This is a genomic window from Novipirellula caenicola, assembly GCF_039545035.1.
In the GTDB taxonomy this organism is placed as follows: domain Bacteria; phylum Planctomycetota; class Planctomycetia; order Pirellulales; family Pirellulaceae; genus Novipirellula; species Novipirellula caenicola.
In genome coordinates this window covers 1-24,482 of record NZ_BAABRO010000031.1, presented here as the reverse complement: position 1 = coordinate 24,482, position 24,482 = coordinate 1, and the positions used below count along the sequence as shown (strand labels likewise).

The window sequence follows — 24,482 nt, the reverse complement described above, 5'->3', positions numbered from 1 at the left end:
CGTCATATGGCCATCGACTCGAGCTCGGTGAGCGACTCGACCGCAATTTCCAGTATTCGCTCGACGTCCGAGGCGGGGTCTTCGGCAGAGCAACGCTGCAGCACGTCCAGCGATAAGCTTGCCGATTGCAGACGATTCCGAATCGCATGCCGGTGCTTGGACGCAGCTTCCATCGATTCGGTATTGGGCGAGTGACTCAGCCATCGGTTGGTGGCAGATTCATCCTCGAATAATGCGTCGGACATTGTGACCTCGACCAAAGTGGTTTGTCGGTCAGTGCGATTGACTCGAATCACGACTCCGAGCTTATCGAAGCGGATGATTTCCGAGCAAGTTGAGGTCAGTGCAACCATTTGAATGTCTCCTTACATAGTTGACAGATGAGGATTTTTGACCTTCCGTTGGCTTTTCCTTGTACCAGCTCGTCTATGCAATCAGCGTGCCGACTGTGTGATTGAAATGGGCAAACCGTTTCAATTTGGTCCTGGCACGCCGGTTGCAGTGAGGGGACGTCCTAACCCGAAAATCACAAACAAGATATAGATTGCGATGAGAGACGAGTTTTCCAGTATCAACGTGGGCGAAACGTTTTTGCACCATGGCGATCGATACCGCAAATTGGACGATCATCGAGCACTGTTGGTGAGCGATTCCAAAGACAGCGAATCAAAAAAAGGAAAGGCTTACCACTTTTATGCCGAGGAACTCGTGACCAAGATGTCGCCGATGGAGCAGCGGCATTAGTTGCGGACTGCGAGTCGCGCATCGACTCGATCTCGAGAATAGATCTGCTCAAAATCGCCTGGCAACGCGTTCATGGCTTCACGCACTTCGTTGATCTCTAGCCGACACTTGGATTGCCAAGCACCTTCTCGTTCTATTTTCCAGCCTGATGCGAGAGCCCCTTTGTTGGGTCGAGGACCCTTCTCGCAAAACCATTTTGCAAGTGTTGCTCGATTTTCTCGAGCATCACCGCCTTGTCGATCGGCTTGCTCAGATAGTCGTTACACCCGGCCTCGATACACCGGTTCATATCACCTTGCATGGCGTCGGCAGTCAACGCGATGATCGGGCCATGGTAACCAAGTTGACGCAAACGCTGTGCGGTTTGATAACCATCAAGCCGTGGCATCTGCATGTCCAACAAAATCAGATGGTACACCTGTCCTTCATCGATCGATCGTTTGACCATGTCAATCGCTAATTGGCCGTCTTCGGCTTCACTGACACTAGCGCCCGCTTGGGTTAAGAACGTCTTGCTCAAGAAACGAATGTCGCGTCGGTCATCGACGATCAGAATCTCGGCATTGACCGTCACCGATTCTTCCGAAGTCCGCAAAGCCTGATCAGCCGTAGTCGGTGAGGCGACATTGGCTGCAGCGACTTCCGCCACGGCAATTGTGACAGTGAATTTGCTGCCGCGTCCCAAAACACTTTCGACTGTGATTTCGCCGCCGAGCATTTCGGCCAAGCGTTGACTGATGGCAAGTCCCAATCCCGTACCGCCGAACTCGCGATTGACATTCCCATCGCCTTGAGAAAACGGCTGAAACAGATTTGCAAGTTGCTTTTCACTAATGCCGACCCCCGTGTCGATAATATCAAAACGAAGTTGGCCGGATACGAATGACACCAGCAACGTGACGTCACCTTCAGGAGTGAATTTGATCGCGTTGCCGACAAGATTGATCAAAATTTGCTTCAAACGCTTTCCATCGGATCGAACCCACGCTGGCATCGGCGTCTGGTACTGTACCGAGAGCTTGATACCTCGCTCACCCGCACGAACATCCATGATGACGCGAACGTCTTCGATTAGCCGAGCAAGCGAAAACGTCTCTTGAGCGATGTCCAATTTCCCTGCTTCGATCTTGGACAAATCCAAGATGTCATTGATGATATCCAATAGGAAGTCACCATTGCGGCGGATCGTACGAACCCACATCGATGCTTCATCATCGTGAACCTTTTCAGCGATCAAGTCCGTGTAGCCTAAGATCGCCGTCATGGGAGTACGAATTTCGTGACTCATGTTGGCCAGGAAGGCACTTTTCGACTCGTTCGCCGCTTCGGCTTGTTCACGTGCTTCGCGTAGCGATGCTTCGAATTCACGCTGCTGCGTGATGTCAATCAACGTTCCGATCAACTGTGTCGCGCGGACCTTTTCGCCTTCGCCGGTATAGATCGGCCGTGCATGAATCCGCACCCACCGGATTTGCCCATCACTCCTTAGCACGCGGTGCTCGACGGTGTCGCTGACGCCTTCGGGCAGCGTCAGCAGCCGTTTGAAAAAGCGGAAACAAATCTCGCGGTCGTCGGGATGAACCCAGTCCGGGATTTTATGATCCAGAACATATTGCTCGGCATCGTCTGGCAGACCAATCAGTCGCTTGAACTCATCGGAATACCCAACCGTCCCGGCGATCAAGTCGGCGTGCAGCATCCCGAAACCAGCGGCCTCAGCCGCGTTTCGCAAACGTTCTTCACTGATCGAGATCTTCCTCACTGCCTCGTGACGATCGTGCGTGTCGATCACGCTACCAACATACCCGGCGAAATTCCCATCTTTGTCAAAGCGTGGTTTTCCAGCATCAATGACCCAGCGATAGGTACCATCTTTTTGTCGCAAGCGAAAATCGATCTCGTATTCCGCTCGCTGTTCCGCTGCGGTTAAAAATTGATTCTTCGCCGCTTCCTGGTCATCGGGATGAACGGCAGTGGTCCACCCCAATCCGTGCCCCTCTTCTTCGGATTGGCCGGTGAAGTCATACCAGCTCTGCGACAGAAACGTGCAGTAATGATTTTCATCGGTCACCCAAATCATCGCGGGCGCCGCATTGGTCATCTCTCGGAATCGCACCTCGCTCTCGCGGAGTTCCGCTTCGACCATTTTCGCGTGGCTGATGTCACGAACTTCGATCACGGTTGAAACCGGCACGCCGTGGCGGAAAATCGGGCTAGCTGCACACATCACCGGAAACGACGTGCCGTCTTTGCGGAAAAACAAATCTTCGTGTGCACGCACACTGAAATCCTCAGGCAACGCACGATCGATCGGACATTCCGCCATCGGATAGGGGCGTCCGTCGGGATAATGGTGATGTATCAGATCGTGTAGCGGTTTCGACCGAATCTCGTCTTCATCAAACCCCGTCATCTCGAGACAGGCTTGGTTGCAATAGGTCAAGTAGCCCTTTTCATCCATCATGATCAACGCATTGGTCGAGTTCTCGGCGATCGTGCGGACCAGCTCTTCGCTGCGACGCAAATTGGTTTCCGCCATGATCCGGTCATGAACGTCAATGTTCATCCCAACCCAGCGGCGGATTGATCCATCGCGGTTGCGAATGGGAGCGGCTCGCACCTGGGTCCAGCGGTAATCGCCGCTGTGGTGCCGCAGGCGAAACTCGTGGTCTAGCGCTTTACCAGTGTCAATGCAATCCTGCCACGCCTGCCTAATGCCATCGCGATCGTCGGGATGGACGACGTTGACCCAACCGTTTCCAAGCCACTGCTGGTAGGATTGTCCAGTAAAAGCACGCCAACTCGGTGAATCTTCCACGACTCGGCCGTCCGCATCCGTCGTCCATACAATCTGGGCTGCCACATCGACCAGTGTCTTGAACAGCTCTTGGCTGTCGCTCAGTTCGGTCACATCACTAAAAGTGACGACGATGCCATCGTGTTCGCCGTCGGTCCCTCGGTACGCGGTGACTCGGCGAATGTAGGTGCGACCGGCAATCTGTCCGATCATATCCTCGATTTCATCGTCGTCTGACAACGTGCGCGGATCGGGAAGCGGCGGCATCCCCTCGACCTCGGACGCAAATTTTGTCAGCTTGCGACCAACATCACTTTCACGCAGATCGTAGATTTTTTTCACCGCGGGCGTGAAGCCACGGATACACAATTGGTTATCCAAAAAGATCGTCGCAATCCTGGTACTGCGAAGCAAGTTTTGGATGTCGTTGTTGCTGCGGACGAGGTTCTCGTTGCTGGTTTGCAATTCCTCTTTGGATGCTTCGAGCTCTTCGTTGGCCGATTGCATCTCTTCGTTCATCGAAAGCAATTCTTCGTTCGATGACTTCAGCTCTTCATTGGACGCTTCGAGTTCTTGGACCGTGCGTTCAAGTGCGTCGCGAGTGCGCAGCAGCTCGAGCTCTAATTGCTCGATGACTTGCCCCGCAGTCGAGTCGACGAGTCCGCCGGATGCTGCTGCGTTGATCGAATCATCGTTGATAGCAGCTTGTAGCGGGGAACCGATGCGATGAAAAACGACCAGGTGCAGACTTTGATCCGATCCCATCTCGGGAATCGGCTGAACCGTGATATGAACTCGCTGGATGCCACCTTCCACCGGAATCGACATGCCTTCGGACAATGCCCGACGGCGATGCTCTTTCGATTCGCTAAACGCAGCCCGAAGCCCAGTCCGCAGATTCTCGTGAGCCATCGTGATGATGTTGTTCTTGAAATTGCCTCCCGTGATTTTCAAAAACGGAGCCGGGTCCGACGACAGTGAATGGATCTGACCTTCGTCGTCGCAAACGATCCATTGCGGAGCAAACTCACTCAAGATGATCTGTTGTGAATAGCGAAACAAGTCGAGCTCGCTGTTGCCCGCATCCGCGTGGGTGCCAAAACGATTCAGATTCATCACGGGTGGCTCGAGGGTTTGAGGACGATCGAGGGCGGTGACACGTCGCTGATAAAGTCGATGTTTGGTGTGTAACGTTCGAAACAGCTCTCGATTGACCGAGAGGGTTTCGGCAGGACCGAGAAAAAGATAGCCACCGGGTTGTAACGCATAGTGAAACAGCGGAATGAGTTTCTTTTGCAGGTGGGCTCCGAGATAAATCAGTAGATTGCGACACGAGATCAGATCGACTTTGGTAAACGGTGGGTCGCTGATCAGATTATGGGCAGAAAACAAAATCATGTCGCGAATTTTTTTGTTCACAACATAGCGGTTCCCACGTTTGCTGAAGAACCTTTGCAACCGCGTTTCGCTAACCTCATCCCGAATTCCAAGCGGATAACTACCCGACCTCGCAACCGACAACGCACGTTCGTCCAGGTCCGTCGCAAAGATCTGGACGCTGACTTCCCTACCGCATTGCTCGAGGATCTCAGCTAGCAGGATCGCAATCGAATAGGCTTCTTGACCGGTCGCACAGCCGGGGACCCAGATCCGAAGCGGGCCTTCGCCTTGGTGTCGATCGACCAGCGGTTTTAAGACGTCACGTGCCAGAGATTCGAATGCATTTGCGTCTCGAAAAAACGCAGTGACACTGATCAACAGGTCACGGAACAGCCGAAAGACTTCGTCGCGTGACGATTGCAACCGTTCGATATAGTCATCGACCGAAGACAGCTTGAGCACGAGGATCCGTCTGCGGATTCGCCGCGTTAGCGTGGTCGTCTTGTAATGCTTGAAATCATTTTGAGTGTGCTTTTCAATGACCGCGGCAATCTTGGGGATGGCGATAATTATCTTACGGTTTAAATCGCTCATCTCGCTCGTGTCGTCAGCATCTTGTTGGGGGGCGGAAAGACAAATCCTCTGCCGTGATCAAGTCCAGATGTCGAACATGCCGCACGTCGAATGGATTGATCGCTCTTGTATTGCTTGCTGGGAAAAAAGTCTAGAACGCTCGTTGGCGAATGCGACGCATTAAGCAATCCTCATGCCAGCGACTCGCTCCGCTGCGCAATTTGCCTTGGGGGACGCTCAGGCCACCTCGCAGCGAGGTTGCGGTTCCCTCAATGACCTGCCCTCCATGGTCAAAATCTTCAGCCCAAGGGACGGTTTCGCCGTTGCGTCGCAATCCGCGAGAACCGGCACTATTGCTGGAAAACCAAAGTCATTCGGAGGCTTTCGTCGCGAGCGAGCGATCATCGAGAGCCAGCGACCATTGAGCAACAGGATCCAGTTGAGATCAGTTTAGAACCAACGCTTTGATTTGAATCGATCACCTTGATCGAAAAACGCTCAATCGCTCATAAGGGGGGCAAGATCGTCACCGCGGATCGCCCGCCGCGTCACCGCAGACGGCTGATCGAGATGCCCATATCCCTAACGCTGAGATCACGCCTGGTTTTAGTTAGAGCTGACAATGCGTTGCTTTGAACGAGCGGCGATGAATTCATCAAAGACCTGTCGCAGCACTGCAACGCTGGCGGGCTTGACTAGATGCTGGTCGAATCCGGCTTCGCGGGCCTGCTGGATATCTTCGGGTTGCCCATTGCCGGTCATGGCGATGATTTTCAAATTGCCAAGTTCAGGAAGTGACCTCAGCGCTTGGGCGACTTCGTAACCCGATTTATCAGGCATACAGATGTCGGAAAAAACAATGTCCGGCTTTTGCTCGCGAACCAGCTCAATCCCGTCATTCGCACTGTACGCAACATGAACCTTATGCCCTAACGCCTCGATCAGCTTGACCAACAGCGTCGCCACCGCGGGCAGGTCATCGATCACCACAACATTCAGCGACTCCTGCGAGACCGATGGTTGGTCAATATCTGATTTCGGTTCATCGACTTGGGCCAGCGGCAGGCGAACCACAAATCGGCTGCCAGGCTGCTGTCGCGTTTGATCCAGCTCGACGGTGCCTTGGTGCATTTCGACCAGTTGTTTGACGAGCGTCAATCCAATCCCAAGACCTCCCTGACTGCGAGTCACCGAGCTCTCGACTTGTGTGAACATTTCAAAAATCCCCTTGGCATCCTGTGATGAAATACCGATTCCATTATCTTCGATCGAAATTTCCACCGCCTGGTCGACGGTATCACAGCACATCTGGATCGTGCCTCCGGGCGGCGTGTACTTGCAAGCGTTGTTTAAGATATTTGTAAAAACCTGGGCAAGACGAACGCGATCGCCCTCCACCGTTAATGACTGAGCCGCATCGATGCGGGACTGCAACGTGTGTTGCTGGTTCACGCATGACGGACGAACCGATGTCAACGCGGTTTCCAGAACCTCGCCGATCGAAACCGGTTCACGTTGTAATTTGATCTTTCCACGGGTGATCCGTGAGATATCCATCAGATCGTCGATCAGCCGAATGAGCTGAGAAACTTGCCCCTGAAGAATCTCGCTGATCTCCGCAATCTGCTTGGGATCATCGCTGCAGAACTTCAGCAACTCGGCTGCATTTCCAATCGGAGCCAGCGGATTCCTCAGTTCGTGCGCAAGAACGGCAAGGAATTCATTCTTGCGAGCATCCATTTCGCTCAACTGCTCGGCTCTTTGCCGCAGTTCACGTTCGAGTTCTTTTTTGGCAGTGATATCTACCATGACTCCGCGGAGATGGTTTGGTCTGCCCGCATCGTCCGAGACCACGTACACGATATCTCGCAACCACACCGAACGGCCATCCCGCGTGACGGCTCGATACTCGAAATCATGGTCGCGACATTCGTTACATGCATTGCGACACAATGCGACGGAGGCTTCGCGGTCTTCGGGATGAATGATGCTTGGCCAAAACGAAGTGTTCGAAAGCCATTGATCGATGGGATACCCGAGAATCTGTTGTGCACGTTCGCTGACAAACGTGAACTCCCATGTATTTGCGTCTGCTTCCCAGACAATCGCGTCCAAGCCATCAACCAAGTTTCGGTACTTCTCTCTGGCAATTTCTGCATCTTTGCGGGCCTGAACCTCGCGTTTGATCAGCGCCTCGCGTTCCTCTTCGGCGAGCACCGATTCGGTAACGTCACGAGAGATCGACAGCAGCTGCTCGGGAGTTCCGTCTTCTCCAGCGATCGGCGTGACAATGACGTCCCACCACTTCCGTAGCTTCGAATGGTAAGTCGAACAGACACCGCGAAATCGTCCCGCCCGCCCAGCTCGAGCGGCGGCCACCGCCTCGGCGGCAGATTGTCGGTCGGCCCCCTGCCAAAAATCGATCCACTGCTTTCCGAGCAACATTTGGATGTCATCAATCTCCAACAGTTTCATCCCGCCGATGTTCATCGAAAGTAAATGACCATCCAGGTCAAGAATTTTGATGCAGTCTTGGCTGCTGGCAAGGATCTGCTTGGCTTGCTCCTCACTGCGATACCGAGCAGCTTCGAGCTCTTTTAGCTCGGTCACGTCGCTGAAGGTGGTGATGGCCCTTGCCTGATTTCCGTCGCCCAAATCCACTCGCTTGGAACTGACCAACAAGCGACGGATTGCACCCTGTTCGGTTTCGAAAAGAATTTCTTCGTTGGATGTGGATTCACCGTGCAGGATCGTCCGTGCCAATGGCCATTCCTTTGGCTCGTACCGGCGACCGTCTGGATGATATCCGACGAAGTCCGTTAGCGAATTTGGATCGACGCTGTCGGGTATCTTACCCCCCACAATCTCAAGGGCACGCTCGTTCACAGACAGAACTCGCCCGCTGGAAGTTTCGGCAACGACGACGCCGGTGGGCAGTTGATCCAGCAGCGCCTTCATCAACGAACTCTCTTCTTGCAGCTGTTGAACAAGCTTTTCACGCTCTTGATCTGCGGAAATCTGTTCACTGATATCGTCAAAGATCAATAGACTTCGACCGGATTCGCCGCCATATTCCTGCAACGGAGCCGCGGCAATTTTCACATGCACGTTCGATTGATTGCGGTGGCGACGATAGGTAGAGATCCCCTGGAACGACTTACCTTCGGCCAATTGTTCGCGGACCGAACGACATTCGGCTTCTTTGTCCGGTGGAACAATCGGCAGCGGTTTGCCCAACACCTCGCATGCCTGGTAGCCAAACATTTTTTCAGCTGCGTTGTTCCAAAGATAGATTTTTGCATCGTCGTCGATGACGATCATCGCAAGCGGTGACTGCTCGATAATGACTCGCAACAAATGGTGCTGCTCTCGCTCTCGATTGGCAAGCGTCACGAGCTCGATCTCCGATTCGACCGACGCTGCTAAATCGTGCAGTATCTCGAGTTCGACTTCCGTCCAGTCGCGAGGCACGACATCAAAAACACAAAATGATCCGAGCACCTCTCCGGACCGTGCACGTACGGGCACCCCTGCGTACGCGCGGACACCAAGCTCCTCTACCGCCGGATTGTCCTTGACTCGTTCATCGGTATGCGAGTCATTAACGATCAATGGCGCATCGCAGAGAACCGACTGCCGACAAAAGGAATAGCTGAGCGGCGACTCTCGCCGTGTCGCCCACGGCTCCGGCAGCCCCACACAGCTCTTGAAAAATTGACGGTGCGCGTCAACAAGCGTTACGACGGATGCCGGGCACTTAAGAAGTGTAGACGCAAGCCGCGTCAGCCGATCGAATGAAATGTCCGGTGCACTGTCAAGCAGTTTCGTGGCTCGCAAGCTGGCCAGTCGACGTGGATCAGTGATCGGATCCGAATGAATCTGTCGTAGTTGGTCCATGGCCCAATTGTTTTCCAATAGGAGTGCACTTGATGACCGATTACGGTATCAACGAAACCGATTCCAGAGAAGCACAAGCCAGACGGCAAGTTTCAACTGAAGAGTGCTTTGCAGCGAAACTTTTTTTACGAATTTCGCGTATTTCAATGAAAACAGCAGCCCAAACGATACGGTGAATCCAAGATCGGCAAATTTCGAACCGCCTTTTAATTGTAGAACATCCAACGCGTCACAGGACGCCTGTTCCCCGTCCAAGGGCCTCCTTTCCTCACAACGACGCTCCTTCCTCAATTGAATTGCTTCTGAAGATGTCGATCGATAACCCTGATGCCATTCGAGTCGGCGGCCAAATCATGCCCGCCAACCAGAGTGTGCGGCTGAAATGACTGGCTCCAAGTCCGTCAATTCAATGGTACGACGTCTCCGATGATCTTGCCTTGGAAATCTTGAATGCTTGAAACCATGCGGGCCTGGGTACGCGGATGATTGATTGAAAAAGGGCGGTTCTGTTTGGTCCCATTGCCGCCTGGACAACACGTTTTTTGATCAAGCCGGTCAGACACGCCGATTTATCGGGCTCTATCCGGCTGGACAACGTCGTCCCGCTATAGAATGTCGTCACCGACAAAGACAAGACGATCGCCACCACTGCAGGGCTTTTCTCCGGGAGCTTCGGTTTCCGTCTCGTCGATGCTGCAAGTCAACTCGTCCTGTTTGCCCGAGCGAGTGAACGATCACGACGGCTTTGAAGAACTCAACGACTTGAAAACCGATCCCAATGCGTTTACCAATTTGGCTGGTGCTTTGGACATGATTGCGACGAAGGCCAGACTCTCGCAAGGCCTGCCGACACCGGCGGCGCCACACCAACGCATTCCTCCAACGAACAAAGTACAATCTGCGGCGAGACCGCAACAGAGACGACAAGCGATAGCCAAATAGACTTAGCCTGCCACTCAACGGGATCATGTGGGTCGTCATCACGCTCCCCAAGATGATCGCGATTTTCACGAACGAGACGCGTATGCGAATCCTAAATAACAACCGCGAATCAAGTAGCCAAATGACCAATATCCCACGACTTCGTCCGCGATTAATCAATCAAACATTTCGACGAGCCAAGCTTGGTTTAGTAACACGACCAAACCAGGCCCATTCTTTATCCACCAGAAAAACGGAGATGATAGACCGGTACTGTCGCAGCAAGCGACCTTCAGTTGTGGTCATGCTTTGCTGTTTTCTGTTTACGACTGCACTGCCCGCCGCCGACTTGTTGACGATTGATAACGGGTCGGTGAAGGTCGGCATTGATCGCGAGAAAGGCGGCGCAATCACGTGGTTGTCATCGGACGCCTATCCGAGAAACATTGTCAACATTGCCGATCCAGGCCGTTTGATTCAACAATCCTATTACGCGGGGCGGCGACTAGACCGAACGTCTGAAGGGCAAAGCAAAGCGTGGAGTCCTTGGTCATGGAATCCCATCCAAGGTGGAGGGGTTGGCAGCGAGGGCAGCAAAGGATCTTGGGCACGAGTGACTGCGTTTGAAAAGACAGGCAATACCTTGTACTCCGAAACGATCCCCAAGCTTTGGGACATGCCCGACGAAGAGGCTGAGGCCGTCATGCGTCAGTGGACGACGCTGGAACCGAACATGCCGGGTGTCGTTTGCGTGCAATGCGAAATCAAAACGATGCGTCGCGACGACGACCCTTGGGGCGAGACAAAAAGCAGTCCTCAAGAGGTCCCAGCCTGCTACTTCACTCGCAACTTCGAGTCCGTGCAAAGCTATCTCGGCAATGGAAAATGGCGGCCCGAACATCAACCGCCTGGACCACCATGGGGCCGCACCACTCCGCCGCGCAAAGCGATGGCAATGTTCGAGCCCTCCGGCCAAGGCGTCGCGGTCTTTTCGCCCACGTCCGGTGAGAGCTGGAATTTCGGTCCTCACGGCGGCGGTCAAAGTAACGATCCCGCCGCCGGCCCTTGCATGCATGTCGCACCGATCGACCGCGTCCCGCTCGGCCGCAAGACAACTTTCCGATATCGCTACTGGCTAATCGTGGGTAACGAAAGTGAAATCGCCTCGCGGTTGGATGCACTTTGGACAAAATACTCGTCTGAAAAGTCCCAGCTTGTTGATCCCTCAACTTGAATGGCACCGAATCACCTATTCCATCGCCTGCAACATCACTCTCACCACAGTCCTCCCAATGAATCGATTTTCCGTTTTCTTCTTCTGTCTTAGCTTTGCGTTGACTTCTCCGCTCGATGCCGCAAAACCCAATGTGATCATCATCCTCGCAGACGATTTAGGCATCGTCGATGTGAATGCCTACGCGACAAAGTTCACGGGGACCGATCCTTCGCAAATGTACTACGAAACGCCGAACCTGGATCGATTGACCAAGGAAGGACTTGCGTTCTCGCAGGCGTACGCTTGCCATCTGTGTTCACCGGCACGGGCTAGTCTATTGACAGGCAAATACGCAGCACGCACCGGATTCACCACCGCAGTCGGTGGTAACGTGCGAACATTCTACAACCAAGCGATCGAGCCACCGCAAGGTTACGTTGCTCAGGACGCGTTGGTCTGGGAAGACAAAATCGACATTCAACAAGCGTTGCTCAACGGCACTACCCGCGATGCACTGGCGTCAGGCCAACCGTCGGACAATGGACAAGATGAAACAACGATCGCCGAAGCGATGCCCGAACATGACGCTGCTTTTATCGGTAAATGGCATGTCGGTGGTCATGGATCGCAGGGCTGGCAACCGTCAGATCAAGGTTTTGAAGAAATCTCGTATCTCGACGAAGGTGGATCGCCCTACTTCAATTGGCGAGGCATTTGGGATAGCGGACAAAAACTGCACCCCAAGACACCGCAAGCGAAATTGTTGCGTGGGAAATCGGGCGGAAACCTTGGGCAAGAATACCTCACCGATGAATTGACCGAGCATGCAATCAATTACTTGCGTCATCAAGCCGATTCGCAAGCGACAAACGGCAAGCCCTTCTTTCTGCACTTCTGTCACTTTGCGGTTCACACTCCGTTTCAAGGACGTGCCGACGATGTCGCCCACTTTGAAAACAAAGCGACACGCGGTTGGAACGGACATGACAATGCCATCTATGCGGCGATGCTAAAACGATTGGATGTCTCGGTCGGTCGGATTCTCGATACGCTTGAAGCAACCGGGCTGGACGAAAACACCTTGGTTGTCTTCATGAGTGACAACGGCGGAGTGATGTACACCGATCCGCTCGCGACCAACAACGCTCCGTTCAAGGGAGGCAAAGGGACGCATTTCGAAGGCGGCATTCGCGTGCCTCTGGTGATTCGCTGGAAAGGTCACGTCGACGGCAACCGCTGGTGCAATGTTCCGGTCGATTGCAACGACATCTTTCCGACGGTCTTGGATTTGGCTGGCTATGATCTTTCCAAACATATCCAACCGGGCGGAATCGATGGATGCACTATCGCTCCGCTACTTGACGACCCCGCCAATGCGAAACGTGGATACACTCGCGATACCTTCTATCAGCACTATCCTCTGAACGTGATCGTCAAAAATCCCGAAGATGGATTACCGTCGGCTCCTTCGTCCGCCATCCGCAGAGGGGATTGGAAATTGATTTTCGATTGGTCCGGTGCGCTGCGGCTGTACAATATTGCGAAGGACCCCTACGAGCAGAACGAATTGTCCGCGGCAATGCCTGAGAAGGCTCGAGAGTTATTCGTGCAATTGAATGATTGGATTGATACGAACGTCGACGTGAAATACACACCGGCCATCAATCCCGATTACGATCCATCCAAGGAGGCTCGCGAACGACCGTTTGTGGACCTACGACGCAAGTACTTGGGCGACGATCGAGCGATTCGCACAATCGAAGACGATCCGAGGTTCAAGCTGATTCCCGCTGCGGTCAAAACATCGAAATAGCTTCAATGCGATGCGTATCCATAGATGAAATCGCCTTTTTTGTCGCAAGAAAACTATATTATGGAATTCTCGCAAAAAATTTGTGCGGTAGCGGGAATGGATAGAGTTGTTCACAAAATGTTGACAGTGGGCTGGAATGTGCCAGACTGCCCAGCCAGGAGATCCGATTCATGGCCAAACGTCCAACATTCAGCCGGGGATTTGAATTGACCGATGATCAAGCAGGCAGTGAGCAAGAGCTTTCGCATGCCACTTTCGCCAAAAACGTACGTGTCGGTGAAAACTCGCTGTGGAATTGGCCAATCGTTTGGCCGTTGTTGCTACTTACCGCTGCGATCGCTGTGCTCCCGGGCGCGAGTGCAGCGGAAACGAATAATGACGGCGAGATGGCAGCGATGCCAACCGCGGATGTCTCGTTCAATCAAGACATCCGTCCGTTGCTTTCGTCACGATGTTTCGCCTGCCACGGTCCTGATCCCGAGTCTCGCGAAGCAGGCCTACGGTTGGATCAAGCACATGGCGACGAAGGGGCAATCGGCATCGCGATTGAACCCGGATCGATCGACGATAGCGAACTATGGAACCGGATCACCACGGACGATGAGTCGATGCGAATGCCACCAGCGGACTCGCATCTAAAGCCGTTTTCGAAGAAGGAACAGCAACTCATTCGTGCCTGGATCGAATCGGGTGCCAACTACGAAGATTTTTGGGCATTTGCGCCGCCTCAAAGACCGAAGACGCCAGTCGTCAAAGACAAGCATTGGAGCGAGCAACCGATCGACCTGTTTGTGCTTCGCAAACTCGAAGCAAATGGCTTGTCGCCTGCCGAAGAGGCCGATCCACGCACGCTGGTTCGCCGCGTCACATTCGATTTGACTGGATTACCGCCCTCGCGCGACGAGGTCCGTCATTTTGCCGAAGCGTACAGGAAATCTCCCGAGATCGCTTGGGAGCAACTTGTCGACGATTTGATCGCTCGCCCGCAATTTGGCGAACACATGGCTCGCTATTGGTTGGATCTAGTCCGCTTTGCCGACACCAACGGGATGCACAAGGATTTCTATCGCAACCACGTCGCCTATCGTGATTGGGTCATCCGAGCGTTCAACGAAAACCTTCGCTATGACGATTTCCTTCGCTACCAATTAGCTGGCGACCTGTACCCAGAACCGAGCAAGGATCAGTGGATCGCTTCTGGATTCCACCGATTGCATCTGATTATCGACCGAGGCACCGCGCTGCCCGAAGAAAGCCATGTAAAAAACGTCTTAGATCGTGTCACCTCGGTTGGAACCGCATTCATGGGGCTGACGGTGCAATGTGCCCAGTGCCATGACCACAAGTTTGACCCGATCACGCAAAAGGATTTTTTCGCGCTGTACGGTTTCTTTAACAACATCGACGCGGACCCCGAGACCAACCCACGAAAAACCGTCGCAGGATTGCAGGAACCGATTGTTCGTTTTCCCACCAAAGAACAGCAAAGGGAATTGGACCGCTTGGACGCTCAACTTGCCCAGTCTAACGATCAGCTTCAGCGATTGACGGCCTCCATTGAATCGATGGCCATGCAAACGAAAAGCAAAGCATCCTTAGACGCAAAAAACAGGGAAAACGCAGTCGGTATAGAGCCGAACGCTGATGAACCCGCCAAGCCGGAAGACGGCAAGCAGGAAGACGGCGCTCTGGCCAAGCTAAAGAAAGAGCAAACTGTATTAGAAAAAAGAATCAAAGAGCTGAACCTTCAACGCGATGCCATCGAGCGATCGGTGGAAAAGGTCATGGTGATGAAGGAACGCGAAGACGTCCGAGAGACCTTTGTTCTGATTCGAGGACAGTACGATGCTCCCGGCGAAAAAGTCGATCGAGACGTTCCCGGGTTCTTGCCGCCGCTAAAGAAATCGTCGCAAGTCGCTTCCCGAATGGATTTGGCGGAATGGTTCGTGGCTCCCGAGAACCCGCTTACCGCTCGCGTCGCCGTCAATCGTTTCTGGCAATCGTTCTTCGGTGTCGGTCTGGTCAAGACGTCGGAAGACTTTGGCAATCAGGGCGAGGTGCCGAGTCATCCTGAGTTGCTTGACGAATTGGCGGTCTCGTTCGTCAAATCGGGATGGGACGTAAAGGCCCTTGTCAAACAAATCGCGATGTCGAAGACCTACCGGCAAGCCTCGCATGGCTCACCCGAGCAGTTCAAGGCTGACCCCGAAAATCGGCTATTGGCCCGCGGACCTCGTTATCGTTTGGATGCGGAGATGATCCGCGACCAAATTTTGATGACCAGCGGTTTGCTGTCCACCAAGATGCATGGTCCGAGTGTGAAACCACCCCAGCCCGATGGATTGTGGGAGGCCGTTTCGATGACGGGTGAGCGATATGTACCCGATTCCGGCGAGTCGATCTATCGTCGCAGCATCTACACGTTCTGGAAACGAGCGATGCCGCCACCGCAAATGACGATTCTAAACGCTCCCATTCGCGATGCCTGTATCGCGCGGCGTGAGCGGACCAACACACCGTCGCAAGCATTGTTGCTACTGAATGAAAGCGAATATTTGCTGGCCGCACGTCACTTGGCGCAGACAACGCTTGCCGAACCGCGCAAACAGCGGCTGCAGTTTGCTTGGGAAACGGTCACCGCAAAACTGCCCGACGAGCAAGAGCGTGAGATCATCGAAAACTTGTTGATTGATTTGACACATTACTATCAGCAACATCCTGATTTGGCGAACGACCTTTGTCGCGATCTGACTCTCGACACTGCGAAAGCGAAGGCGGAACTGGCTGCCTGGACCGTCATTTGCAACACGCTGTACAACCTCGACATCACCAAAACCAAGGACTAAACGATGCACCTTTCCGACAACTTGGAAACGCTGGGCAATCGTCGTCGGTTCCTGACCAATGCAGGAATGGGACTGGGTACCGCCGCGATGGCATCGCTTTTGGGCCAACCTCGCCTCGCCACGGCTGCAACGGCCAATTCCACTGCGAATGTTCCGCCCGGTTGCCATTTTGCCCCCAAGGCAAAACGGGTCATCTTTTTGTTCATGGCCGGTGCGCCAAGTCAAATCGATTTGTTCGACCCCAAGCCGGGACTTAAAAAGCAATTCAACAAACCGCTGCCCCCCTCGGTCAGCATGGGGCAACGCGTGACCGCGATGACCAAGGGCAAAGAACAATTGATCATGCCCAGCCCTTTCAAATTCTCGCGAAAAGGCGAAAGCGGATTGTGGATGAGTGAATTGCTGCCGCACTTGTCCACTCAGGTCGACAAGTTGTGTTTTATTGATTCGATGAATACCGACGCGATCAATCATGACCCCGGCAAGACGTCGTTCTGCACCGGTTCAGAGATCCCCGGCAAACCCAGCATGGGAGCATGGCTTAGCTACGGACTCGGCTCGCTTAACAAAGACCTGCCGGACTACGTCGTGATGCCGTCGGCTTATTGGAGTGGCAAGGTCAACGTACAAGCTCTGTACGCACGACTTTGGGGCAGCGGCTTCTTGCCATCGAAACATCAAGGGACGAGTTTTCAGACGACCGGCGATCCGGTCTTGTTTCTTTCCAATCCAACCGGTGTCGATGCAGGAATCCGGCGACGAATGCTCGATTCATTGGGGCAACTGAATCAAAAGCACTTTGCTGAGATCGGAGATCCCGAAATTGAAACCACCATCGCACAGCAAGAAATGGCGTTCCGAATGCAAACGTCGGTTCCCGAACTGACCGACATCTCCGACGAGACACAGGAAACGTTGGCGATGTATGGGCCAGAGGTTAGCAATCCCGGTTCCTACGCACGAAATTGTTTGTTGGCACGGCGGATGGCCGAACGTGATGTGCGTTTCATCCAACTGTTCCATCGCGGTTGGGATCACCATACCCGATTGCCCATTAACCTTCGCGGACAATGCCAGGACGTCGATCAGCCGACGACGGCGTTGCTACGTGACTTAGAACAGCACGGATTGCTCGACGATACTCTTGTCGTGTTTGCGGGTGAGTTCGGACGAACCGTTTACTGCCAAGGCGAGCTGGATCCGGAAACCTATGGCCGCGATCACCACCCACGCTGTTTCACCGCTTTGCTGGCTGGCGGTGGCGTCAAAGGCGGTATGCGTCACGGCGTCACCGATGACTTCAGCTACAACGTCGTTTCCGATGGCGTCCATGTTCGTGACCTACATGCAACCATGCTGCATCTGCTGGGCGTGGATCACAAACGTCTGACTTTCCCATTTCAAGGACTCGACCAAAAGTTGACCGGCGTCGAGCCGAGCCGCGTGGTCAAGGAAATCATCGCGTAGAACGTTACTCGATTGTAGATTATTGGGCGGCCGCCTTGAGTTCGGCAAATCGTGCTCGCATCTCGCTCAGCTGGGCCGCATGTTCTGGGTTGGCGGCGAGATCGTTCTCTTCGATCGGATCGTTCTTCAGATTGAACAATTGCTCGCGGTCAAATTCTGGCCAATAAAAATACTTCCAATCCTTGCGAACCAATGCTTCCGAAGCCGGGATGAAATCGGTGCTCCGCAGCATTGGATGTTCGTAGAAGAACTCGTCACGCCACGCGGGCTTTGACTTGGAAAGATACAGCGGCGCGATGTCCGTTCCTTGCATCGTTTCAGGAGCCTTGATCCCGGCAGCAGCAAGGATGGTCGGAGCAAGATCGACATTGAGCGTGAATTCATCGTTGGTTTGTCCGACTGCTTGCTGAGGCATACGCGGATCACGGATGATCAATGGAACGCGAATACTTTCCTGGTGTGGGTACCATTTGTCCGCCAAGCCGTGTTCGGCATGGTAATAACCATTGTCAGTCGTAAAGATCACCAGCGTGTTCTCAGCAACTCTCTGTTTCTTCAGTTCATTCAAAATTCGGCCGCACGCCGTATCGACCTCGGTGGCCAATCGATAGTAGTTCTTCATCATCGTCTGATACTTTTCCGGAGTATCAAAACGCCAATGCCAACGGTTGCGTCCCTCATTCTTTTCATTGCCCACGAAGTCCGGCAACCGTTCAAACGACTCTTGGGTCGCATTGACTGGCACTGGAATCGTGATGTCCTGATACAACGGCATGCTTTCGGGTTGTGGCAGGAACTGCTGAGGGTGAGAGTCCTCGGCGTGCGTGGCGAAAAACGCAACGGTCAGACAGAACGGTTTGTCGGCAGGCCGACTGTTCAGGAAATCCATCGCGTCATTTTCGTTCTTCTGGGTCACGTGGATCTTTGAACCGTCGGGCTTGGTGATCCAGTGGGTTCCATAGTAGGAGCGGCTGAAGTCAAAACGTTCGGCCGGAAGTTTCCCGTTGTGCCATTTTCCGACGTGCCCAACGTAATAGCCGTTCTCACGCAGCAACCCCGGATACGTTTCGGACCAATCGGTCTTCCACGGTTTAAATGACAGGTTGCCATGTCGCGACATCCATTGTCCCGTGAACAACGACGCGCGGCTGACTCCACAAATCGAGGTGGTGACGCAATTCTGAGTGAATCGCACCCCCTGGCTCGCGAGCTGATCAAGGTTCGGCGTCTTGACGACCGGATTGCCAGCGACTCCCAATGTGTCATGCCGCCAATCATCGGCATACAGAATTAGGACATTCATCGGCGATGCATCGGAGCGGCCCTCATTCGCCTGCTCGTTCGCCCGTTCGCTCGCCTGCTCGTTCGCCCCATCGACTCGGTTGATGTCGAACATTTGGAATGCGGCAAGGGCCAGACACGCGATCAGGGCAAAGGTTTTCTTGGTCATTGGAAATACACGGGATTGAAGGAAAGCTCGAAATTAAATTTGATGCAGCCGCCAGTGGACTAGGGTTTTGAGGGCGATGGAAGATGTACTTGCACTGCAGTCCCATCCGCGGTGAGTGTTGCGTTGACTTTCTTGGTCACTCCATCTTTCTCGACCGTGATCTCATAGTCTCCCAAAAAACCGCGTAGCTGGCTCTTGCCATCGTTGTCGGTTTGGCTCACTTCGTCAGTCCACCACTGATTCGCAACCAAATCGACGAACACCTCGCCCGCCGGCTTGATCGTCCAATCTGCACGCCACAGGGCTGCAGCAGGCTTCCAGTGCATCTTCTCCCAAAACCCCCACTGCACGATCGCTTCAAAATTAGGATGACTAAACGTTGCAATCATCACGTCACGAAAATAGTCGGCCTGCAATTGTTCGTCATCCCCGGCATCGACGTCAAACTCACTAAGCTGCAGACGCGGTGCAATTTCGGCGAATTCGTCATAGACTTGCAATAACTCTTCGGGCGGTGTCAGCGTGGTGGAATCAAAGTGCGCCATGAACCCGACAATATCCGCTGGCTGGCCCTGTTCGTTCAGAAAGCGAATGATGTGCTTATAGGGTTCACGTTTGTAACCATCCGGAAGAATTTTCCCTTCATTGATGGCGTGGGTCGCATTGGGTGCCAATCGTCGGGCTTCGGCCATGATTTCGGCGTAGATCTCTGGCCCGCCATACTCCTTTTCGTAGGTGTGTTTTCCCCAACCGATAATGTGATTGATCGTGTCCCACTCGGTGACAAATTCGGACGTGGCCGGAAGCACGTCCTTCATGTGCGTCCACAGCCACTCGCGATGAGCCTTCGGATCACCAACAAATTCCTTTTCAATCGCATTGAAATCCATCGGAGCCCAGGCGACATAGTGCCCTCGCACGTTGATGTTGTTTTCGATCAACCAAGGCAGTGTCTTATTGAAAAAAATGTCATGCTTTCGGCGTGCCTCGACGCTTTTGCCGTTGAGTCCCTTCCATACGTGGGGTCGGAGCTCGGATTCAAAGGTGACGCGATCAAAGTACTTCTTGACGACCTCGCGGTACTTTTGTGCTTCTTCCCAATCAACAATGATTTGTTTCTTCGGATTGATCGGAAAGTCACTTTTGGGGGCACCGAGCACTTCGGAATTGACGGCGTTGCCAAACCCGAACGCATGCTTTTGCATCGCAGCTCGAACCCGTACGCCGGGAACAGGATTTCCATTCGCGTCGACCACTTCGATCGCAAGCTCACCTTTGCGGATGCGATCGATGCGTTCCAAAGCCGACGTTCGCCACGCGGCATTCTGTTCGCGACCCTGATACATGATCGTGGACTTCGGCAGCGTCGCGATGTCGCGATCGGGGCCGTAGTCGATCAGACGAAGATCGGCAATCTCAATGATCGTGCCAGCCTCGCCCAGGTCAAACCGAACGCGATCGACACCGGGATTCATGGGACGCGGTGCCACAAATGAACGTACGTGTTGTTCCCAATCGCGATATGCAGACAATTTGTTTTTGTATTTAGGTTCACCAGACGAGTTTCCAATCGACAAGTAAACATGGTTCGGCTGTCCACTCGCATTGGGACGCCGGATCCAGTAGGAAACGAGAACAACGTCTCCTTTGCGAACGGGATGGGTTAGTGGAATGTCAAGTTGCATGTTGGCCCGATCACTGAAACGCGTGTCCGATTCGATGCGAAACACGTCCTCGAATGGTTGGTCATGAATCTCGATCCACTTGGCATCGGCTTTGACCGTCTGCGACGCGAACACATATTCCTCGTCTTGCGAAAACGTGAGCACGCTTTGACCACCCGCGGGAGGATCAAGAACCGATGGTTGAACCGCGACGGCATCGCCGGTGATCAATCCTAGCAGTGCGACTGCAATGATGATCTGCATGCCTCGGTGGGCGAGTAGCCTGGATCGTTTTTGCAGGGCCGACTTGAGATTTCTTGTTTGCCGCGGGACGCCGAGTCTGTTGAACATAGTTTTGATTAACGGGTGTTTGATATTGATGTGTTTTTACGTGGACGATTTAATCGTTTCCGCGCGGGTCGTCAGCGGAGCAGAATTGACGGGTAGGCAGCGGACAATTGATCGTTAGCAACCGATGGGTTCTCAAACCAAATGACTCCCCAACCACCGTTCTCTTCGGTCGTTGCAATATCCTGGTCTCCGTCGCCATCGATGTCTGCGACATAAACGTTGTCCATCTTCTTTCGTGTCTTTGCACCGGGCGTCACTAACGCTTGCGTCATCCAGTTGCCTTTGATCATCGGGTCCCCTTCATAATTCGCAGTCCAAAGGTCGCCTTGTTTTGGCGTGATCACAATCTGTTTTGTTTTCGAGCCCCCAGTAAGATCGACGATCGCGACTCCCTTTGGGAAATTGCCACATGGTTGATCCAAAATGATCTCATGGTAGGTCGGGTCTCCGGTTTGGTTGGTGCGTAGCAACACGGTCAGCTTGTGTGACCATTGTGGGGAACCCTCTTCGCCACCGGCGATTGCAATATCGGCTTGGTCGTCACCGTTGATATCCCCGATCGCAATGAACATCGACTTATGAGGATGGAGTGTCTTTCGCGGCCACGGTTGTGCGATCCTGTCTAGTCCAGGATGACGGTACCAAAAGATCTCGCGTCGCCGGTCGGGGACGATTAAGTCGGCAAATCCGTCGCCGTCCATGTCGTGCGGGATGCAGTTCATCGGCCACTTTACACTTCCGAGCGACTGTTTGCTCCAGTTCTTCGCATCGTGCTTGCCCTCGGCTGGTTGCTTGAACCACGTTTGCGCGCCGACCACGAGATCATTGAGTCCATCGCGATCAACGTCGATCACCAACGGGACGCGTTGTTCGTGATTGAACAGAGTCATCTTCAGCCAGGATGATGTATCGCGAACCGAGGCTTGTCCAGGATTGAAGTACACCCAGCCCCCATTGGCGACATAGTCGATGTCTCCGTCGTTATCCAAATCGCCGATCGATGAATCTTCGCACTGCCCATGCTTGAACTCGATCCAATCAGTCCAACGTTCACGACACTCCTCGGCACCGGGATTAAAGTAAAGTCGGCTGAACTTCCCTTCTTCGTAATTGACGAATACGTCGACATCGCCGTCTCCATCCCAATCATGGAAATTGATTCCATCGGGTCCATGGTCGGCCGGATCGGGCTGGATCACATGGCAGCGCCACCCATCTGGACCAGCCTTACCTGCGTACTGCTGCCAGGGCTCGTCGGCCCCCGCGGCGCCGCACAGCAGGATCGCAATCAAGAGTGTGCAGTGTTTCAACATGGCGTTCATGTTCGGTGTGACAATAAAAAGAGCGAAGCGGTCCATTGGAAATCATGAAAAACGTACGACACCGTGCCACAGCCAGACAAGAGCCGCCACACCGGCAAACAAAACTCGAACAGATTGCAGCTTTGCATCAGAGTATTTTACTTCTTCATTTTGACGTGGGTGGTTTCAATGCGTCGCGCCGCATTGAGCTGTTCGGCCAAGCGTGAGATTCGTTTGCTCTGCTCAGCCGACGCTGCTAGATTTCGGTCCGGTGTACTCGTGTCCTGATGATCGTACAATTCCCGCGCGACCACGCGTTTCGTGCCGGCCTGGATCCATTCGGTGTATCGGTAGCGATCATTTCGCAGGCTGTATCCCATCGTTGAACCACGCGGGTACTGGGTCAGAGCGAACGGCTTGAAACTCTGGTTTGGGTCTTGCAACAGTGGCTGCAGGCTTTTGCCATCGCACGACTTGGGGACTTCGCCACCGGTCATCGATGCCACCGTGGGAAAGAGGTCAACAATCTCTACGAGAGCTTTGGTGCGTTGACCACGCGTGTGCCCCGGAGCGGAAATAATCAGCGGCACGTGCGCGTCCAGTTCAAAATTTGTGTGTTTGCACCACAGCCCGTAGTCGCCAAGTTTGTAGCCGTGGTCGCCCCACAACACGACGATCGTGTCATCACGAAGTTTGAGTCGATCGAGTTCCGCCATCACTTTGCCGACCTGTGCGTCCGCAAAGCTGACCGAGGCGGCGTAGCCGTGCATCAGCTCGCGAGTCATCTCGTCCGACAGTTCCCCTTGCTGCGGAATTCCGTGATATCCGCGTAATTCGCCCCAGATCGTGAACGCGAGATCCGGTGATCCTTCGGGTCGCTGGCGACTTGGCACCATGAACTGCTCTCGCTCATAAAGATCCCAGTAGCGTTTGGGGGCCGCGAATGGCAGATGCGGCTTAGCAAATCCGACACACATAAAAAACGGCTTGTCTTTGTTCTTTCGCAGCGATGCGATCGCCTGTTTGGCAACGATGCCATCGCGATAGCCTTCGTCTGCAGTAACGAAACATTCCGTCGGAGGCCCGTTGGCCGCAAGACGCGTTTGATCGACATCGAGCTTCTGCGTTTTGGCATCCTTCACACGCCTCGCGATCGCCGCCAACGTCTCGGGATCGGCATACTTTTCACTGGGCGGTTCCGGAATCTCCGACCAAGACGTTTTGTCATCACGCAAGTGGTGGTACACCTTTCCAAAGGAAGCGGTCACGTATCCACGCTGCTGGAAGTACAGCGGCAACGTCATCGCGGTCTTGTTCACCTTGCGTAGCGGCGTGAACAGATCCACGATTCCGGTGTGATCTGGGTACTGTCCGGTCATCATGCTGATGCGCGAAGGTGCACAAAGCGCCTGCTGGCAATACGCTCGTTCGAACAACACCCCTTCGGACGCTAACGTATCGATCGAAGGGCTCTGAATCGAATCGACGTCGTAGCAACCAAGTTCGGGACGCAGATCATCGATGAAGAAAATCAGCACGTTCTTCGCGTCGGCGGATGCTTGGTGTTCCTCGGCCTGCGCGAACACGGGCAAAACGATCAACGCCAACAGGATCAAAAATACATTGACGCGACGGGGAAAAATGAACTTGGGGATCATGCAGATACTTGCGGTTAGAGTAAGTGATCATGGCTGCGTTCGCACCTGGCGAGAGGCCAGCGACAACCGCATTTTCGCCACGCCAATCGCGGGCTAGCCGCGAATCAGATCATCGCAATGTCATGCGGCTACAATCTCTGTTGTTATCCCGACTTCACCGCTGAAATTTGCGGGATTTTTTGACACTTCTCGGTAATTGCCACCGAAAAACGCTCGTCCCCAGACTCCTGCCCAACGCCGTGAAGCATTTTCAGGCTAGAAATGACGCTATTCGCGTTTCGTAGCTACGCTGCTCCGAAAACGGCATCCGGTAATTTGCTGGGTGCGGGCAGACCGATAGCGATGGCTCTTATGGACAAGGCCTTAAATATCGGCTTGTGGATTATTTGTGTTTAGGTGACGTG

At 53.7% G+C, this 24,482-nt stretch carries 13 protein-coding genes; 6 read left to right on the top strand and 7 right to left on the bottom strand.

The features are described 5' to 3' along the window. Positions 1-2: 2 nt before the first annotated feature. Complete coding sequence (locus ABEA92_RS29860; RefSeq protein WP_345689277.1) at positions 3-353, bottom strand: hypothetical protein; 351 nt, start codon at positions 351-353, stop codon at positions 3-5. 196 nt (positions 354-549) lie between these two features. Between ABEA92_RS29860 and ABEA92_RS29855 the strand changes: the two genes are divergently transcribed. Then, positions 550-744 (top strand): hypothetical protein, encoded by a 195-nt coding sequence (locus ABEA92_RS29855; RefSeq protein WP_345689275.1) that lies wholly within the window; start codon positions 550-552, stop codon positions 742-744. A gap of 133 nt (positions 745-877) precedes the next feature. Here ABEA92_RS29855 and ABEA92_RS29850 read toward each other — a convergent pair whose 3' ends face one another. Continuing rightward, on the bottom strand, positions 878-5,515 hold the full coding sequence (locus ABEA92_RS29850; RefSeq protein WP_345689273.1) for a PAS domain S-box protein: 4,638 nt from the start codon (positions 5,513-5,515) through the stop codon (positions 878-880). 585 nt (positions 5,516-6,100) lie between these two features. Next, the gene (locus tag ABEA92_RS29845; RefSeq protein WP_345689271.1) at positions 6,101-9,391 is read right to left on the bottom strand and encodes a PAS domain S-box protein; all 3,291 of its coding nucleotides are present in this window, start codon (positions 9,389-9,391) and stop codon (positions 6,101-6,103) included. A 32-nt stretch (positions 9,392-9,423) separates the two neighbouring features. Here ABEA92_RS29845 and ABEA92_RS29840 point away from each other — a divergent pair, with 32 nt between their 5' ends. From ABEA92_RS29840 to ABEA92_RS29820, 5 genes are all read left to right on the top strand, one after another. Next, entirely contained in the window at positions 9,424-9,567 is a 144-nt protein-coding gene (locus ABEA92_RS29840; protein WP_345689269.1) for a hypothetical protein, read from the top strand. Between the two features lie 1,049 nt (positions 9,568-10,616). Then, positions 10,617-11,546 (top strand): hypothetical protein, encoded by a 930-nt coding sequence (locus tag ABEA92_RS29835; RefSeq protein ID WP_345689267.1) that lies wholly within the window; start codon positions 10,617-10,619, stop codon positions 11,544-11,546. 58 nt (positions 11,547-11,604) lie between these two features. Beyond that, entirely contained in the window at positions 11,605-13,341 is a 1,737-nt protein-coding gene (locus ABEA92_RS29830) for a sulfatase (RefSeq protein ID WP_345689265.1), read from the top strand. A gap of 395 nt (positions 13,342-13,736) precedes the next feature. Then, positions 13,737-16,187 (top strand): DUF1553 domain-containing protein, encoded by a 2,451-nt coding sequence (locus tag ABEA92_RS29825; protein WP_345689309.1) that lies wholly within the window; start codon positions 13,737-13,739, stop codon positions 16,185-16,187. A 3-nt stretch (positions 16,188-16,190) separates the two neighbouring features. Further along, on the top strand, positions 16,191-17,654 hold the full coding sequence (locus ABEA92_RS29820) for a DUF1501 domain-containing protein (RefSeq protein ID WP_345689264.1): 1,464 nt from the start codon (positions 16,191-16,193) through the stop codon (positions 17,652-17,654). Positions 17,655-17,673: 19 nt separating this feature from the next. On the opposite strand, the gene ABEA92_RS29815 is transcribed toward ABEA92_RS29820, so the two are convergent. The 4 genes from ABEA92_RS29815 to ABEA92_RS29800 all read right to left on the bottom strand — a co-directional run bounded on the left by ABEA92_RS29815 (position 17,674) and on the right by ABEA92_RS29800 (position 24,078). Beyond that, positions 17,674-19,104 carry a sulfatase family protein gene (locus tag ABEA92_RS29815; protein ID WP_345689262.1) on the bottom strand — a complete coding sequence of 477 codons (1,431 nt, stop codon included), beginning with the start codon at positions 19,102-19,104 and terminating at the stop codon, positions 17,674-17,676. 59 nt (positions 19,105-19,163) lie between these two features. Beyond that, complete coding sequence (locus tag ABEA92_RS29810) at positions 19,164-21,032, bottom strand: endo-1,4-beta-xylanase (protein ID WP_345689260.1); 1,869 nt, start codon at positions 21,030-21,032, stop codon at positions 19,164-19,166. A gap of 158 nt (positions 21,033-21,190) precedes the next feature. Further along, positions 21,191-22,441 (bottom strand): FG-GAP repeat domain-containing protein, encoded by a 1,251-nt coding sequence (locus ABEA92_RS29805; RefSeq protein ID WP_345689258.1) that lies wholly within the window; start codon positions 22,439-22,441, stop codon positions 21,191-21,193. Between the two features lie 137 nt (positions 22,442-22,578). Further along, a complete protein-coding gene (locus ABEA92_RS29800) occupies positions 22,579-24,078 on the bottom strand; it encodes a sulfatase (RefSeq protein ID WP_345689256.1) in 1,500 nt (499 codons plus the stop codon). Between the last annotated feature and the right edge of the window lie 404 nt (positions 24,079-24,482).